Genomic DNA, 15,031 nt, shown 5'->3' on the forward strand with positions numbered 1-15,031 from the left:
CGCCGCTGATTTGCCCAATGCCCGCGGCATCGACAGCGCCGCACTCGCCATCACGCGGACCGGAATGAACTCCGGCTCCACCCGCACCGGCGCCAACTCACCGCGCCGAACCTGCCCGCGCCATTTCCACAACTGCCCTCGCGAAATCTCGTGCCGCCGTGCCACCAAGGCAAATACAGCATCCGGTGCCTCAGCTTCCGCGACAATCCGAAGCTTGTCTTCATCCCGCCAGCGACGCCGGCGCTCAGTCCCCGTGATGATCTCCATCCGCCACAGCTCCCTGCATATGAATCAGCTCATAGCAGCGCTCTTATGAGCGGCTTCTTCCCGTAGCGGCAGGCGGCTCAGACCGGATGGTTACGGCGGTGGGGACGGCGGGAGTTTTGTTTCTGCTGTGGGCGGCGCGGCGGGAGGTTTTGCGGCGCGTCGTGATGCCGGTGCCTAGTTTCAATTCCTCGGCCGGGTTCGGTCGCGTCTGGCGCTAGGGGCACTGATAACGTGCCTCGATGCCGGGCTCCGCACGCCGCTGCACGCAACCATATGTGAAACGTTAATAGGCCGGGCCACCGAAGCCAAGAGTGATCGGGGGACGTGGTCGTGCCCGGCTCCGTTGTCGCCAGATGAATATGAACGCCCTGAAACTGAGGATTCATTGTGAATTGGTTGGACCGATGCCGGCCAGTGGATGGCGGAGTCGGCGAGCCGGTCGCGCGGTTGAAATTGTGGGACGGTGATGGTCTCGCTGGCGGCGTTGGGATCGGCCCTCCCGACGTCCCGATCGCCCTGAAGTAGCGGTTACCCCGCCTGGTGCGAGCGGCCCTGCCGCAACCGTGCCGCCTCGGTGGCGATATGGCTTTCGAGGTCTGCGGCCAGGGCTTTGCGGCCGATATTGGCGTCGACCGGGGTGCCGAGGACGATGCGGGCGCGCCAGTTGTGGCGGCCGAACTGGGCGTAGTGCGAGGCGATGTCCATATCGCCGTACCAGGCGATGCGGGGGCGGTTGCGCCGGCAGATCGGCAGGCCGTCCATCTGGTCGTAGACGATGGTGACGGGCTGGACGATCGGGTTCGACGGATCGTTGGCCAAGGCGAGGAAGGTTGCGTGGAACTTCATGACGCGCGCGCCATCCGACGTGGTGCCTTCGGGGAACAGGATCAGGCTGTCGCCGGCGGCCAGGCGGTTTTGCATGTCGTTGCGTTCGCGCCCGGTGTTGCCGTGGCGGCGCGAGACGAAGATGGTGCGGCCGGCCTTGGCGACGAGGTTGATGCCGGGCCAGCGGGCGATTTCGCCCTTGGCGACGAAGCAGCCGGGCAGGACGGCGCCGAGGGCGACGATGTCGAGCCAGGAGCTGTGATTGGCGATGAACAGGACCGGGCGGGCACCATCGGTGGCGATGGTGCCGGTGACGTCGAGCTTGACGCCGAGGATGCGGGCGACGCCGGACCAGTAGAGCAGCGGGATGCGGCGCTTCGCGGTGCCCGACAGGTTGATCAGCACAAGCTGGATGGGCAGGAGCGCCAGTGTCCAGCCGATAAAGGCGACGAGGCGGGCCAGCATGCGGAACTGGCCCAGACGGTCATTGTGTTCGATCAGGGTGCGTCGCCCCGCAGCATGGTGCGCAGATCGGCGATGATCGGACCCGGATCGACGCCGAGGGTTTCGCGCAGGACATCCGCCCAGTCGCCGATGTCTTCGACTCTTGTGGGGTTGTCGCGCAGGAGTTCGCGCTTGATGAACGGGTAGCCCGATAGCAGCAGGTGGCGCCAGAGATCGGACGTGGGGTTGAGCGGTTTGCGCCGGGCGATGGCGTCGCGCAGGCGCAGGATGTGCAGCCAGCGGGTGAGATCGAGCGGGTCGTTGCGCGCGCCGGCCGCGCCATCGCCATCGAGGTAGCCGGCCAGCTGATCGCGCGTGATCTGCTTGGTCAGCATTTCGTAAGGCCAGAGCACGGCGACGCGCATTCCGGCTTTGATCATCGCCTGGGTCATGCCGATTTCGTATTTGCCGATGACATAGGCTTTCGAGGGTGCCGGAATGACCTGTTGCCAGAATGTGCGGAAGGCGGGCGCGCGGATGGCGCGGGGGCCGAAGGCGACGAAATAGGATTGCAGGTGATAGCGGCGCTGCCAGCTTTCGGTCAGGCCCCAGACATCGGCATCGGTGTAGTCGAGCCGGAGCAATGTCGCTTCCAGCGGGCGGACCGGACCGAACACGCTGTCGTTGACGATGATGATTTCCTCGGTTTCGGGTTGGGGCAGGTTGAGGGTTTCGATGCCGTCGCGCCAGCCGCCGAAATCGTAGCCGATGTTGCGCCGGATCAGCACGCCGGCGCAGATGGTGAGCAGGCGGGCCTCGGCGTTCGGTTCGATCTTGCCGGCGTTGGTGATGAACACCACCGAGCGGCCGGATTCCGCGAGTTGGGCGATGTAGGTGAACAGCGCCTCGCGCACCCGGCCGCCGCGATCCCAATGCAGGAACAGCACGATTTTGGGACCGAGCACGATGCCGGTGGCGGGTTTGCTGACGATGACCTGATGCGGGCTGCGCAGGCGGCCCAGCACGCCGGCGACCGTGAGGGTGACGGCGGCGCGCACGGCGCTGATGCCCAGCCAGAGTCGACGCAGAATACTCGCCATCGGCCTGTGTTATCCTTTGAGTTCGAGGGCGAGATCGTCTGGTGCTGCGCCATAGCGATCGAGCATGGCGCGGCCGAGCGCGTTGGCTTCGGCGGCGCGGCCGGTCTGATGCAGGGCGATGAGTTCGCCGCGCAGCGATTCCCAGAACAGCGGCGGTGCCGCATCGCCTTGGGCCAGTTCGGCGGCGAAGCCGCGGCGGACCGCAGCGAAGGCGGCTTCCGCACGGTGGGGTTGCGGCGGGTCTTGCAGGTCGAGCACGCCGAGGGCGAAGCCGGCACCGCGCAGGGCATCGGTGGTCGCTTTGGCGTAGTTGGTGAAATCCGGCTCGATCCTTGGGCGCAGCAGCGCGGCATCGGCGAAATCGCCCCGGTTGACCGCGGTGACGAAGCCGCGCAGCGCCAGGTTTTTCACGCGGATGGGGTCGGCGTGGTCGGTCTCCAGCGCATCGAGCAGGGCGGGGACGGCAGCGGTGGCGTGATCCTCGATCGCGAAATGCGCCTCGGTTGCGATCAGATCGATCCGGCTGGCGGGGTCGAGCAGCGCGTAATCGATCAGCGCGATCAGGGGGCGGGCTTCATCGAGCCGCCCGAGATGGATCAGGCGCAGCGCGGCCTGCGCCCGGGCATCGGCCTGGGCTTCTGGCGACAATCCGGGCAGTTGGGCGAGCAGGGCGGGGACCGCGGCGGGGTCGCCGGCCACCAGGGTCAGGGCGATCAGGGCGATCGAGGCGTCGATCGCGTCGTCATCGATGATGGTGGCGGCCCAGGTATCGATCGGGGTGGTGGCGCGCAGGGTGGCGGCGTCGTCGTAGCGGCCGCGGTTGACCAAAGTGACGAAGGCACCGAGCGTGATCTGGCGGCGGCGTTCGGCGTCGATGTCGATGGTTGCGATGCGGCGGGGGGCTTCGGCCGGGTCGCCGGTGACCAGATCGAGGATGGCGAGGCCGATGATCGCATCGCGGCCGGCAGCGTCGTGGACGGTGCTGGGTTCGGGGGCTGCCAATTGGGCGATGGCCTGGGCGGTCGCGTAGGCTTGGGCATCCTGGTAGCGCGCCGCGTTCACCAGGCGGGAGAACGCGCCGATCAGGATGTCGCGGCGGCGTTGTTCGTCGATTGCAAGTCCGGCGAGGCGGGTGGGCACGTCCATCGGGTCGCCGGTGGCGAGGTCGAGCAGGGCGAGGGCGAGGCGGGCGTTGCGGCCGGCGGTATCGTCGCGCGCGACGGCGCGGCTGACGATGTTTTCGGCATCCGCCATGCTGATCGCCGCCTCGTAGCGGCCGGTATCGACCAGGCGGCAGAAGGCTTCGAGCAGGATGGCGTCGCGCCGGGCGGGGTCGAGCGGGATCGGGCGGAGCAGGGCAGGGATGGCGGCGGGGTCGGCACCGCGCTCGATCGCGATGGCGAGCGCATTGCGTGCATCGGTTGCGGCGGCGCTGTCACCCGCGGTGCAGGCGGCGGTGACCTGGGGGACGTAGGGCAGCGCCTCGGTGAAGCGCGCGCGGTTGACCAGGCGGACGAAACCACCGCCCAGCAGGGTCGCGTAGGCGGGATCGGTGGGGCCGAGCGCCTCGGCCATGGCGATGGCGGCGAGCGGATCGCCATCCGGTGCCAGGGCAAGCTGGGCGATGACGATTTGGGCGTCGCGCCGGACGCCGTCCGGCAGATCGGGCGGCGGGGTGGTGAGGTGTTCGCGGGCGAGGAGGTCGCGCGCGAGGGGGGTGGCGCCGGCATTGGTGAGTTCGATGACGCCGCGCCAGACGATGGCGGCGCGTTCGGCGGCGGCACCCGCGATGGTTTGCAGGGCGGCGAAGCGGGGCAGGGCTGCGGCGTCGCCGCTTCGCGCGGCTTCGATCGCCGCTTCGGCGATGCCGCGCCATGATAGTTCCTTGGCGAGACCATCGTTCAGGGACAGGCGGGCGAGGGCGGTGTGCAGGGTGCTGGCGGCGGCGCTGGCGAGCAGGAACAGCGGGGCGGCGCGATCGCGCGTGGCGGGATCGGCGCGCAGGCGGCTCGCTTCGGCGTAGAGGATCATGCCGAGGTTGAGCGGCATGTGGTCCTTGAGTTCGGCGAGGCTGAGGGGTGCGAAGGCTGGCGGCAGGGCATCGATCGTGTCGAGATCGAGGCCGAAGCGGGCCTGGATGGCGGGCCAGAGCCGGTCGCGCATGGTTCTGGCAGCCGGCCAGTCGAGGTCGATTGCGGCTTCGAACAGGGCGCGGCCGGCGAAGCCGAGGCCGAGATCGGTCGTGGGTGGGATGTGTGCGGCGCGGGTGGTGAGGTAGGTGCGGAAGCGGCGGCGCTGCAGTTCATCGTCATCGATCAGGGCGTCGTCGGTCGCGCCGGCGTAGGCGACCAGGGTGAGGCCGTCGTGGCCCATCACGGCACCGGTGAAGCCGGCGCGGTCGAGCAGGCGGCGCAGGCTGGTCGCGGTCTGGAACACCATGTGGATGCCGGGTGCCAGGAGTTGGACCAGGGCGGCTTCCGGGGTTTCGCGGGTGATCGCGGCGCCATCCGGCGTGGTCAGCAGCAGCAGACCGCCGGGGTTGAGCCGGGCGCGGATGGCGGCGAGGAGGTCGGCCGGGGTTTCGACGTGTTCGATCACCTCGGTCGCTGCGATGACGTCCCATAACGCCGCTGCGGGATCGGCCTGGGGGAAATACCCGTCGTTGATGGTGATGCCGAGATCGGCCGCACCGAGGCGCGCCATCGGCGAGGGGTCGATGCCGAGGCCGTGCCAGCCGAGCGCGTGGATTGCGAAATCGAGGCCGAAGCCATAGCCGCAGCCGATTTCGAGGAAGCGCGTGCCGGCGGGGCGGGCGATGCGGCCGATGGTTTCGGTGATCGGCACCAGGCCGGCGCCCTGCTGGATGTGGAACTGGTGCCAGCCCCAATCCATCACATCGGGATCGTGGTAGTTCGGCACGTCGAGCGGCGGGTAGAAACGCGCGGTGCAGGCAGGGCAGGCGAATACCGGCTTGCGGTCGCCGCCTTGGAGTTTCGGGGCGGTCCAGGCGACATCGAGCAGGTGCGGCTTGGCACCGGACGCGCCGCAGTTCGGGCAGGGCCGTTCGTACGGCGGTTGTTCGGTGTCCGGCCAGATGACGCGGATGGCGGGCGGCGGCGGTTGCGGCAGATCCATGGCGCCTTCGCTTCCGGCCGCTGGAGTCAAGCGAACAGGGCCGGCATGCGGGCGCGCAGGGCTTCGGTCAGCTCGTCGCGACGGGCCCAGAGCGCGTGGTACCAATCGGTGCGGGCGCGGATCTGGTAGGCGAGCATGCGGTTGTCGCTGATGTCGGCGCGGGCGGCATCGGCGAGACGCTTGGCGGCTTCGGGGTAGGCGAGTAGGCGGAGCAGCTGCATGCGCAGATGATCGGGGCTGCGGAACAGCAGGCCGTTCTCACCCTCGCGGATGCTGGCATCGTAGACGGTGGGGCTGGCGAGGGAGACGACGCGCGCCGCACTCGCTTCGATGAATTTCAGGTCGGATTTGGCGCGGTTGAACGCGGTATCGGCCAGCGGCATGAAGGCGATTTCCGAACTGGCCAGGGCTTCGCGATAGGTTGCGTAGTCGCTGGTTGGGATGAAATTTTTATTGGTGGTGTCGAGCGCATCGAAAAAGCCGCGATCGTGCAGCACGGTGACGGCGAGGCGGGGGCCGACGGCGCGCAGCACCTCGTTCAGGACGGGCATGTAGGGCGCCCAATCGTCCTCGCGGTTCAGCGCGCCGAAGAACAGGGTCATGCGCTCGGGGTTGGCGAAGTTGCGCGGGGCGGCGAGCTCGGTGATCGCGTTGGGGAAGACGGCGATTTCGGGGTTGTATTCGGTGAGCACGGCGGCCAGCGCCTCGGTGCTGGTCTGCACCGCGTGGACGGCGGTGAAGGTCAGCAGGTCGGCGGCCGCGATGCCGCGCTGTTCGAGGAAGCCGGGGTGATCGTCGAACTCGGTGACGACGAGGTAGCCGCGCTCGATCAGGCTGCGCACGCGGGCGAGACCGGGCTCGCCGATCAGCAGCGGGCGGTGCAGCACGGCGATGTGGGGCGCGCCATCGAGCACGCGGTTGAGCTCGCTCTCGGGTTTGATCGCGGTGATCAGGGAGGGGTCGGTCGCGAGGCCGCGGATCGGGTCGATCACCCGCACATCGGACACGCCGCCGACCGGCGGCAGCATGGTGGCACCCAGCACGAGGCGGGGGCGGGGCTGTTTTTTGGCGCGCCAGATGAACTGGATCGGGGTGGCGCGGTTGCGGTAGTCGTTGGGATCGACGCCGAGGCTGGCCAGCGCGGGGGCCATGGCTTCGGTGAAGCGGGTGGCACCGTCGGGATCGGCGGCGCGGGGGCGGACATCGCACAAAGCGAGGCCGGCGCGTTCGAGGGCGGCGCCCATGGTGCGCGGGGTGAACCAGCGCAGGTGGGTACGGTCGAGCAGGCCGATGTCGTCATAGTCGAACTCGCCCTTGAGCAGGCGATAGGTGATGCTCCAGTGCTCGACATTGGGAAAGCAGACCAGCACCGTGCCATCCGGGTTGAGCAGCTCGGCATGGCGGGCGAGGACGGCCCAGGGATCGGCCAGATGTTCGAGGACATCGCCATAGACCAGGCAATCGACACCTTCGGAGAGATCGAACGGGAAGGGTTCGGTCTGGACGTCGCAACAGGCGGCTTCGGTGAGGCGGGTTTGCGCCATGGCGACGGATTCGCGGTCGATATCGACGCCGAGCACGCGCGCGCGGGGATTGCGGCGAAGATAGGCGGCGCCGATCGCGCCGCCGCCGCAGCCGATATCGATCACGGTGCGGGCGGACAGCGGGATCGCCATCACCAGATCGGGGTTGGCATAGTCGGGATAGGCGCCGACCATCGGCAGGCCGTGGGGATCGAGCCGTTCCGGCGCGGTGGTTACGTCATCCATGCTCATTGGTCCTCATCCGTCTCGGGGTCCACCGTCGCGTCGCCGGTCGGCCGGCTGCCGCGACCAACGCCATGATACACGAAACCGGCCGCGCGCATCGCGGCGGGGTCGAAAATATTGCGCAGATCGACGATGACGCGGCCCGGCATTGCCTGGGCGAGGCGGGCGGGGGCGAGGGCACGGAATTCGTTCCACTCGGTCATCACCACCAGCAGGTCAGCACCCGCGATGGCCTGCGATGCGGTTTCGGCAAACTGGATCGAGCCGGGGAGCAGGGGTTTGGCGGCCGCCATCGCGGCGGGGTCGTAGGCGATGATCGTGGCACCGGTTTCGGCCAATGCCTCGATGGCGGGGATGGCGGGGGAGTCGCGCATGTCGTCGGTCTCGGGTTTGAAGGCGAGGCCGAGGATGGCGATGCGCTTGCCGCGCAGGTCGATCGCCGCGGCATCGATGATGCGGCGGCCGAGGCCGGCCTTGCGGGCTTCGTTGACCGCGACGACGGCCTCGGTGAGGCGGCTGGGCGCGCGGGCATCCTGCGCGATGCGGGCGAGGGCGAGCGTGTCCTTGGGGAAGCAGGAGCCGCCGAACCCGGGACCGGGGTGGAGGAATTTGCGGCCGATCCGCCCGTCGAGCCCCATGCCGCGGGCGACGTCGTGCACGTCGGCGCCGACCGATTCGCAGAGATCGGCCATCTCGTTGATGAAGGTGACCTTCATGGCGAGGAAGGCGTTGGCGGCGTATTTGATGAGTTCGGCGGTTTCGAGGCCGGTCATCAGGATGGGGGTTTCGATCAGGTTGAGCGGGCGGTAGAGCGCGCGCAGGATTGTGCGGGCGTGCTCGGTCTCGGCGCCGACCACGACGCGGTCGGGGCGCATGAAATCGCCGATCGCGCTGCCTTCGCGCAGGAATTCCGGGTTGGAGGCGACCTCGATCGCGAGATCGGGGCGGAGTTGGGCGGCGAGGGCGGCGAGTTTGCGGCCGGTACCGACCGGGACGGTGGATTTGGTGACCAGGACGGCCGGATGGTCGAGCGCGCGCAGCACCTGTTCGGCGGCGGCGAAGACATAGGTGAGGTCGGCATGGCCGCCGCCGCGACGCGAGGGGGTGCCGACCGCGATGAAGACGGCTTCGGCGCCGGCGATCGCCTCGGGCAAGGCGCCGGTGAAGCTGAGACGGCCGGCGGCGCGGTTGCTGGCGACCAGGGCTTCGAGGCCTGGTTCGTAGATCGGCATTTCGCCGGCCAGCAGGCGGTTCAGGCGGGAAGGGTCGGTTTCCGCCACCGCGACCTCGACGCCGAATTCGGCGAAACAGGCGGCCGAGACCAGGCCGACATAGCCGCCACCAATGATCGCGATTTTCAAGCCGGGGTTACTCCTTGAGAACGGTGGGCGGGATGGTCGCGGCGGCGTCGCTGAGTTTTGAGAAAGCGTGTCGAAAACAGGTTACAAGGCGTGTTCTGGCAACCTCCATCCCCGGTTGCAAGGGGTTGGGTTGCGATCGGTGAATGTGTTGTTTTGTGACCTGCTGCATGGATGATTGCTTGCTCAATTTATAACCGTTTCACGAAATCGTGACTATGAATTGGACGTTATGCTGTAACAATGCGTTAAAATTCAGTCGTTGTATCTCGTCAGGGTCTAATTTATGGCAGGGTCATGACCGTAATCGGCTCGCCGCGTAAACGTGCCGCTGAGATGCGCCAGACGGCCATGAACGTGATCGCCGTGACGAGCGCGCCGGTGCTGCTACGCCTTTCGCTGGGTCGATGGCCTTGTAACAGTGAGCGTGATGCATTCCGGCGGGGGTTCATCGACCGTTCCGTGCGATTGCCGGCGCTCGTGCGGGCGCTGAGTTCCGTGAGCGATGTGTGCAATCTGATGGGCTACGCAATGCGGGCAGAGCGGGGCACCGCGGAGGCACCATTGTCGCCCTTGCAGGGTGATATCCTGACCGTGTGGACCGGACCCAAACTCGGGTTCCTCCACCTTGAGAAATGCGGCGGGGTCGCTGTGATGCGCTGGCTCGCACCGCAGTTTCACCCCGAACAGATCGACCCCGACCCGCTGCGCGCAGTGCCGCCGCAGAATTTTTACCGCGCGCCCGCCGGGATCGGGCGTGACGTGGCACGTTACGCCCTGCTGTGGGGGCATTTCGGGCTGCCGGCCCTCGAACGAATCGACCCCGACCGGTTTAAATTCACCTTTCTGCGCGAACCCCGCGCGCGGTTGGTCTCGATCTATCATTTCTGGCGCAGCGTGCGGCCGGATGTGATCGGCGACGTCGCCAACGACCCGCTGATGGGCGCGGCCCACCGGCACGATCTGCTCGGGTTTCTGCGCGATCCGGAACCCTCGCTTCGCGATTACCTCGATAATTTCTATGCGAGACGATTGACCGGCCGCTATAGGACCGGCGCCGCCATCGATCCGCTCATGGCCGATCCCGCAGCCTCACTCGCCGCCGCGCGCGACGCACTCGCTCGGCTGGACTTCGTCGGAATTACCGAAACAATGGACGACTCGGTGCACCGACTCGCCACGCTGATCGGCGCCAAACCACCCGATCGCCCGGTGCGCGGCAACGTCACCGCCGAAAATCACGTCGAATCGGCCGATTTTTTCCGCAAAGCCGAACGAACGCCCATGACACCCGAAATCCAGACCGAACTCGACCGGCTCACCACCCTCGATCGCACCCTCTACGCCGATGCCCTCGCACAACACCGCACCCCACACGCACGGGCCGCGGAGTGATGACTGCAGGGTTCGGGGGGATGGTGCTTTTTTCAGCAAGCAAGGCGGGGGGCTTTCCCTCCGGAGCCATTCCAGCGATGAAGAGCATCGCTGGAACCTTCGGCTTCTGCGCCCCCTCGACCCCCACAGCTATCACTTTGTGACCGTGCTTGCGGGGGTGGGTGATCTGCGCGACGATGGGGGATGATCGCGCGCGAGCTTGTTCTCGATCCTGACATGATTTTGCGGGCTTATCGGCTGGGGATGTTTCCGATGGCGGAGACGCGGCAGTCGCGGAGTTTGCATTTTCTGGACCCGGAGCGTCGTGGGGTCTTGCCGTTGGGTGGATTTCATGTGCCGCGGCGGTTGTTTCGGACGATCCGGACGACGCGGCTGGAGGTGGTGGCGGACCGGGATTTTCGCGGGTTGATCGGGTTATGTGCGGCGGCGCGGGCGGTGCGGCCGGAGACGTGGATCAACCGGGAGATCGAGCGGTTGTTCGTGGCGTTGCATGATCTGGGCCATGCGCACAGTGTCGAGGTGTGGGATGGTGCGACGCTGGTGGGCGGGCTGTACGGGCTGGCGATCGGCGGGGCGTTTTTTGGCGAGAGCATGGTGTCGCTGGTGCGGGATGCCTCGAAGATTGCCTTGGCGCATCTGGTGGCGCGGTTGCGGTTATGTGGGTTCAGTTTGTTGGATACGCAGTTTTTGACCGAGCATCTGGCGCGGTTCGGGGCGCGTGAGGTGTCGCGCGCGGCGTATCATGGGATGTTGGCGGAGGCGGTGGCGCGGCCGGCCGCATGGGTGGCTGACCTGGATGCTGCCACAATTCTTGCGGATATCGGTGCCATGCTGGCACGTGACCATGATCGGGAAGATAGCGTTTGATGAAGAGAATGCGGCGGTTTTTAGCTGGGTTTGCGGTCGTGGGGCTGGCGGTGGTCGGGTGGGGCGGTTTGGCGCGGGCGGCGGTGCCGCGGTTGCTGCCGGACCATGATGTGATGGGGGTGTATCGGATCAGCCAGCCGGGGCGGGCGGACCAGACGTGGCGGGTGCGCTATCAGGCGGCGAGTCGGATGTTGCGGGCGGTGAGTGTGGCGGGTCAGGCGACGGGGGTGACGGTGTTGCTCGATCTGGCATCCGGCTCAGCGCATGTGGTGGTGCCGCAGATGCATGCGGTGGTGGCGGTGCCGGGTTTGTCGGGGCTGATCAATAAGGTGCTCGATGAGAACGGCGCGCATTTCACGCCGTTGGGCCAGGCGCGGATCGCGGGGCATGCGTGCACGCGGTATTTGGTGTTGAAGCGCAAGGGCGATGGTACGGCGTGCATTACCCAGGGTGGTGTGGTGCTGGCGGCGACCGGCAAGGACGATCGTGGTTCGATGAGCGTGACGGCGCTGCAGGTTGCCGATGCGCCGCAACCGCCGGGTGATTTCGTGTTGCCTGAGGGGTATTCGAGTATTTCCTTGCCGCCGCAGATGTTGGCGCAGTTGCTGGGCGGTTGAAACGCGAGGCGGTTGCGCCTGGGTGATGGCTGCCCTTGCGCGGATCTGGAAGTTGCGTCATGAGATAATCCTATCAATGGGTTCGGCGCGAGACTTGAGCCAAGTCGGTGCCGCTCCTTGATCCTCCCATTCTATCCAGGCGGTATTTGCAGCAGGATAGTTTTAACCACCCAGGGTTGCGTTGATTATTCCGGCGCCGCCCCACGAGATAAGGACCGATGCACGCGCTTTTTGTCGCTTTTCCTCAAACGACGCCCTGTTCACGGGTGTTTGTTGCGACCAGCGCCCCGGCCCTTCGCCATGATTGACGTTTTCATTCTTTACTTCACACCCAATCACCCGCGCCTGCACGCTGGCGACCGTATGGTCCCGCCGCCGGCGCGCAGGAGTTCATGTTTCGATGACCAAAACGATGCTGATCGATGCCAGCCACGCGGAAGAAACCCGCGTGGTGGTGCTGGATAACAACCGACTCGATGATTTCGATATCGAGACGGCCGACAAGAAACAGATCAAGGGCAATATCTATCTTGCCAAGGTGATCCGGGTCGAGCCGAGCCTGCAGGCCGCTTTTGTCGAATATGGCGGCAATCGCCACGGATTTTTGGCGTTTGCCGAAATCCACCCCGATTATTATCAGATCCCGGTCGCTGATCGGCAGAAGCTGCTGGCGATGGAGGCCGAGGAGGCGCGCCGCCGCAGCGAGGCTGAGGATGCCGAGGATGCGCGGGCTGGTGCGCCACGCGCGCAGGCGCTGGAGGCCGGGCGGGCCGCGGTGATTGCGGAGATCCCGATCGGTGATGCGCCGCCGGCGATGATCGATGCGGCGACCGCGGATGACGCGCTGGAGCAGACCGAGGGTGAGGGCGAGGCTGATCGGATCGATGATCATGCCCAGCCGGACCATGTTTCGGGTGCGGCCGCCGCGATCGAGGCGGAGCTTGCCAGCAACGGGCCGCCGCCGGAGGATGGCGAGGTGGCGCCGGCCGAGCCGCCCGAGCAGGTTGGCGGCGGTGACGACGGTGCGGATGAGGCGCGCGAGCGGCGCCGGATGCGGGCGTTGCGGTCGTACAAGATTCAGGAGGTGGTCCATCGCCGCCAGATCATTCTGATCCAGGTGGTGAAGGAGGAGCGCGGCTCGAAGGGTGCGGCGCTGACCACGTATATTTCGCTGGCCGGGCGGTTTTCGGTGCTGATGCCGAATTCGCCGAACGGGGGCGGGGTGTCGCGCAAGATTACCTCGGTGGCGGATCGTCGCCGGCTGAAAGAGGTGATGACCGAGCTCGATATTCCCGACGGCATGGGCATGATCGTGCGGACCGCCGGGGCGGCGCGGCCGAAGCCGGAGATCAAGCGCGATTGCGAATATCTGCTGCGGTTGTGGGACGATATTCGGGAAAAGACGCTTGCCTCGATCGCGCCGGCGCTGGTGTACGAGGAGGCGACGCTGATCAAGCGGACGATCCGCGATGTGTATACCCGTGATGTCGATACGCTGCTGATCGAGGGCGAGGAAGGCTATCGGACGGCGCGGGACTTCATGCGGATGCTGATGCCGACCGCGGTGAAGAAGGTGGTGCAGTGGAACGACCGCCAGCCGCTGTATGCGAAATATCAGGTGGAGCAGATGCTCGACCAGATGTTTCAGCCGACCGTGCAGCTGCGTTCCGGCGGGTATCTGGTGATCAACCAGACCGAGGCGTTGGTGGCGATCGATGTGAATTCGGGGCGGGCGACGCGGGAGCGGAATATCGAGGATACCGCGCTGCGCACCAATATGGAGGCCGCCGAGGAAGTGGCGCGGCAGTTGCGGCTGCGTGATCTGGCCGGGCTGATCGTGATCGATTTCATCGACATGGAAGTGCGGCGCAACAATGCGATGGTCGAGCGCAAGCTCAAGGATGCGCTGAAGAACGACCGGGCGCGGATTCAGGTGGGGTCGATCAGTCATTTCGGGCTGATGGAGATGAGCCGCCAGCGGCTGCGGCCTTCGATTTCCGAGACCATGCTGATCCCGTGCCCGCATTGTGCGGGTGTCGGGCATATCAGAAGTACGGCGAGCACGGCGCTGGCCGTGTTGCGCGCGATCGAGGATGAGGCGGCGCGGCAGGCGGCCGAGATTGCGGTGCATCTGGCACCGGAAGTGGCGCTGTATATTTTCAATCACAAGCGTGCGCAGCTGGCGGCGACCGAAGCGCGGTTCGACATGGTGGTGCGGTTTGTCGCCGACGGTGTGGTGCCGGCGGAGTTCAAGGTCGAGAAGCTGCGCAGCCATACGGCACGGCCGATCGAGGCGCCGGTGACGCGCCAGGCCGAGCCGGTGGTGAGCGCGCGTGACGATGAGGATGAGGCGGCGGACGAGGCCGATGACGAGAGCGTCGGTGAGACGGTTGCGGGCAATGCCAGCGCGGGTGGTGATGCCAAGACGGCGGACGAGGCTGAGCGTGGGCGGCGTCGCCGGCGTCGGCGTCGTCGGGGTGGCCGGCGGGATGATGCGGCACCGGCACCGGGTGCCGAGCAGCCGGACATGCCGGAATTGCCCGACGAATTTGCGGCAAGGCTGGGTCAGCCGGTATCGCCGCGGGCCGAGCCGGTTGGCGAGGGTGATGGCGTTGCGGTGAGTGCCGGCGAGGATCAGGCGGTTGCGGCACCGGTGCGTGACGAGGCGGTGCCGGAGACGGTGGTTGCAGCGCCGGCCGAGGTTGCGGTTGTCGCGGTCGCGGTTGAGGGTTCGGCGGACCTGCCGGTTGCGGCTGAGGCTGGGGTCGCGGATGCTGCCACACCTACGGTCGAGAAGCCGAAGCGTCGGCCGCCGCGTCGGCGCCGGACGGCTGGCGATGCCGAGGCGCCCGCGGCGCCGACACCGGTGTTGCCGGTGTTTACCGATATCGCCGATATTTTCGAGGCGGCCGAGCAGGCCGAGGCACGGGTGGTCAAGCCGCGGCGGGCGCCGCGTGCCGCGGCCAAGGCGATCGTGCAGGAATCGCTGATTGCGGCGACGCCGGAGCCGATTCCGGAGCGGGCGCCGGCGCCGGTGCGTGAGCCGGAACCGGTGCCGATGCCGGCACCTGAGCCGGTTCATGAGCCCGAGCCGGAGCCCGAGCCCATCAAGGCGGCTGCGGTGAAACCGATGATGGTCGATGCGGTCGAGCCGCAGGCGGCACCGAAGCGGGGCTGGTGGAAGCGCGGCTGACCCGTATTTCGCTGATGTGACGATGTGGAAAACCCCGGCCGGGTCTCTCGGCCGGGGTTTT

The 15,031-nt window shown here is 66.9% G+C and carries 11 protein-coding genes; 5 read left to right on the plus strand and 6 right to left on the minus strand.

What is annotated here, in order from left to right; genetic code table 11:
• Positions 1 to 267 (minus strand): transposase (locus BW994_RS08385; RefSeq protein WP_139334041.1); only part of this gene is annotated, 267 nt, incomplete at its 3' end.
• 86 nt (positions 268 to 353) lie between these two features.
• Between BW994_RS08385 and BW994_RS20405 the strand changes: the two genes are divergently transcribed.
• Positions 354 to 485 (plus strand): hypothetical protein, encoded by a 132-nt coding sequence (locus BW994_RS20405; protein ID WP_281174430.1) that lies wholly within the window; start codon positions 354 to 356, stop codon positions 483 to 485.
• A 310-nt stretch (positions 486 to 795) separates the two neighbouring features.
• On the opposite strand, the gene BW994_RS08390 is transcribed toward BW994_RS20405, so the two are convergent.
• Genes BW994_RS08390 through BW994_RS08410 form a run of 5 tightly spaced genes read right to left on the minus strand, consistent with a single transcriptional unit; the run spans position 796 to position 8,901 of the window.
• The gene (locus BW994_RS08390) at positions 796 to 1,557 is read right to left on the minus strand and encodes a lysophospholipid acyltransferase family protein (protein ID WP_051657201.1); all 762 of its coding nucleotides are present in this window, start codon (positions 1,555 to 1,557) and stop codon (positions 796 to 798) included.
• A gap of 32 nt (positions 1,558 to 1,589) precedes the next feature.
• Positions 1,590 to 2,636 carry a rhamnan synthesis F family protein gene (locus BW994_RS08395; RefSeq protein WP_051657202.1) on the minus strand — a complete coding sequence of 349 codons (1,047 nt, stop codon included), beginning with the start codon at positions 2,634 to 2,636 and terminating at the stop codon, positions 1,590 to 1,592.
• Between the two features lie 9 nt (positions 2,637 to 2,645).
• Positions 2,646 to 5,771, minus strand: coding sequence for a class I SAM-dependent methyltransferase (locus BW994_RS08400; RefSeq protein WP_029311021.1), 3,126 nt, complete (start codon positions 5,769 to 5,771; stop codon positions 2,646 to 2,648).
• A 26-nt stretch (positions 5,772 to 5,797) separates the two neighbouring features.
• Positions 5,798 to 7,540, minus strand: a complete 1,743-nt coding sequence (locus tag BW994_RS08405; RefSeq protein ID WP_029311022.1) for a methyltransferase domain-containing protein — start codon at positions 7,538 to 7,540, stop codon at positions 5,798 to 5,800.
• A 2-nt stretch (positions 7,541 to 7,542) separates the two neighbouring features.
• Complete coding sequence (locus tag BW994_RS08410; protein WP_029311023.1) at positions 7,543 to 8,901, minus strand: UDP-glucose dehydrogenase family protein; 1,359 nt, start codon at positions 8,899 to 8,901, stop codon at positions 7,543 to 7,545.
• Between the two features lie 294 nt (positions 8,902 to 9,195).
• Between BW994_RS08410 and BW994_RS08415 the strand changes: the two genes are divergently transcribed.
• From BW994_RS08415 to BW994_RS08430, 4 genes are all read left to right on the plus strand, one after another.
• Positions 9,196 to 10,293: a sulfotransferase family 2 domain-containing protein gene (locus BW994_RS08415; RefSeq protein ID WP_029311024.1), complete on the plus strand. Its 1,098-nt coding sequence runs from the start codon at positions 9,196 to 9,198 to the stop codon at positions 10,291 to 10,293.
• A 183-nt stretch (positions 10,294 to 10,476) separates the two neighbouring features.
• Positions 10,477 to 11,160: a leucyl/phenylalanyl-tRNA--protein transferase gene (aat, locus tag BW994_RS08420; protein WP_035228280.1), complete on the plus strand. Its 684-nt coding sequence runs from the start codon at positions 10,477 to 10,479 to the stop codon at positions 11,158 to 11,160.
• Positions 11,161 to 11,168: 8 nt separating this feature from the next.
• Positions 11,169 to 11,777 carry a DUF1320 domain-containing protein gene (locus BW994_RS08425; protein ID WP_217696449.1) on the plus strand — a complete coding sequence of 203 codons (609 nt, stop codon included), beginning with the start codon at positions 11,169 to 11,171 and terminating at the stop codon, positions 11,775 to 11,777.
• Positions 11,778 to 12,177: 400 nt separating this feature from the next.
• Complete coding sequence (locus BW994_RS08430; protein WP_029311027.1) at positions 12,178 to 14,970, plus strand: Rne/Rng family ribonuclease; 2,793 nt, start codon at positions 12,178 to 12,180, stop codon at positions 14,968 to 14,970.
• The last annotated feature ends 61 nt before the right edge of the window (positions 14,971 to 15,031 follow it).

This window comes from Acidiphilium rubrum (assembly GCF_900156265.1).
Lineage (GTDB): Bacteria > Pseudomonadota > Alphaproteobacteria > Acetobacterales > Acetobacteraceae > Acidiphilium > Acidiphilium rubrum.

Excerpts from the sequence above, each read along its gene's own strand:
- BW994_RS20405 (WP_281174430.1), top strand. The coding sequence starts at position 354 with ATGGTTACGGCGGTGGGGACGGCGGGAGTTTTGTTTCTGCTGTGGGCG.
- BW994_RS08395 (WP_051657202.1), bottom strand. The coding sequence starts at position 2,636 with ATGGCGAGTATTCTGCGTCGACTCTGGCTGGGCATCAGCGCCGTGCGC.
- BW994_RS08405 (WP_029311022.1), bottom strand. The coding sequence starts at position 7,540 with ATGGATGACGTAACCACCGCGCCGGAACGGCTCGATCCCCACGGCCTG.
- BW994_RS08400 (WP_029311021.1), bottom strand. The coding sequence starts at position 5,771 with ATGGATCTGCCGCAACCGCCGCCGCCCGCCATCCGCGTCATCTGGCCG.
- aat (WP_035228280.1), top strand. The coding sequence starts at position 10,477 with ATGATCGCGCGCGAGCTTGTTCTCGATCCTGACATGATTTTGCGGGCT.
- BW994_RS08390 (WP_051657201.1), bottom strand. The coding sequence starts at position 1,557 with ATGCTGGCCCGCCTCGTCGCCTTTATCGGCTGGACACTGGCGCTCCTG.
- BW994_RS08430 (WP_029311027.1), top strand. The coding sequence starts at position 12,178 with ATGACCAAAACGATGCTGATCGATGCCAGCCACGCGGAAGAAACCCGC.
- BW994_RS08425 (WP_217696449.1), top strand. The coding sequence starts at position 11,169 with ATGCGGCGGTTTTTAGCTGGGTTTGCGGTCGTGGGGCTGGCGGTGGTC.
- BW994_RS08415 (WP_029311024.1), top strand. The coding sequence starts at position 9,196 with ATGACCGTAATCGGCTCGCCGCGTAAACGTGCCGCTGAGATGCGCCAG.